General features: G+C 69.1%; 1 protein-coding gene. It reads right to left on the bottom strand.

Features of this window, described 5'->3' with window-relative positions; genetic code table 11:
- Positions 1-949 (bottom strand): IS481 family transposase (locus AB0G35_RS37230; RefSeq protein WP_360959227.1); only part of this gene is annotated, 949 nt, incomplete at its 3' end.
- Positions 950-1,036 lie beyond the last annotated feature (87 nt).

Genomic DNA, 1,036 nt, shown 5'->3' with positions numbered 1-1,036 from the left:
TGTATTGCCCTGTGAGGTTGGGGACGCGGCTGGCGGGTGGTTGGCCGTTGAGCGCGGTGTGTCCGCGGTGGTGATTGTAGGTGTGCAGCCATTCGGGGAAGGCGTCGCGTCGTTCCTGTTCCGAACGGTAGGGGCGGGCGTAGGCCCACTCATCGAGCAGGGTGCGGTTGAAGCGTTCGACCTTGCCGTTCGTCTGCGGCCGGTAGGCGCGGGTTCGCTTGTGCGTGATCCCGGCTGCTGCCAGGGTGTCGCGCCACAGACGGGACTTGTAGCAGGAGCCGTTGTCGGTCAGGACGCGCTCGACGGTGATCCCGCAGGAGGTGAAGTACGCCTGGGCGCGGCTCCAGAAGCCGGCAGCGGTCTCCTTCTTCTCGTCGGCGAGGATCTCGCTGTAGGCCAGGCGGGAGTGATCGTCGACGGCGGTGTGCAGGTAGCTGTAGCCGGCGCCGGAGCGGGTCTTGCGGCCCGCCTGGCGGCCGAGGACTTTGTGGCCGCCGCCGTCGGGGATGTTGCCGAGCTTTTTGATGTCGACGTGGACCAGCTCGCCGGGCTTGTCGCGTTCGTAGCGGCGTATGACGCGGCCGGTGGCCCGGTCCAGGTGCGTCAGGCGGGCCAGGCCGTAGCGGGTCAGCACCCGGTGCACGGTGGAGGGCACCAGGCGCAGCAGGCCGGCGATCCGTGCCGGTCCCCACCGGCGCAGGACGCGGACCTTGATGATCCGGCGTTCGGTGCGGGTCGGGGTACGGCGCGGGCTGGTGCGCGGACGGGAGGAGCGGTCGGCCATGCCCGCCTCCCCGAATGCCCGGTAGCGGTCGGCCCATCGCTGGGCCGTGGTCACGGAGACCTGGAAGCGTTCCGCAGCCCGCCGCAGGGGCCAGTTGTCCTCGATGACGCATCGGGCCAGACGCAGACGGCCGGTCTCGGTCAGCGGTGCGTTACGGTGCGGCATGAGGGCCTTTCTGGTCGCCGGTGCAGATGTCGCAATCCACACCGAGCCAGAAGGCCCTCACCCATTTCAAGATCACACGCCAGTGAT

Origin of the sequence: Streptomyces sp. NPDC021749 (assembly GCF_040640655.1) — a bacterium.
GTDB lineage: Bacteria > Actinomycetota > Actinomycetes > Streptomycetales > Streptomycetaceae > Streptomyces.
Note: the sequence above shows the minus strand (reverse complement) of the source record. Positions and strands in the feature narration are given on the sequence as shown.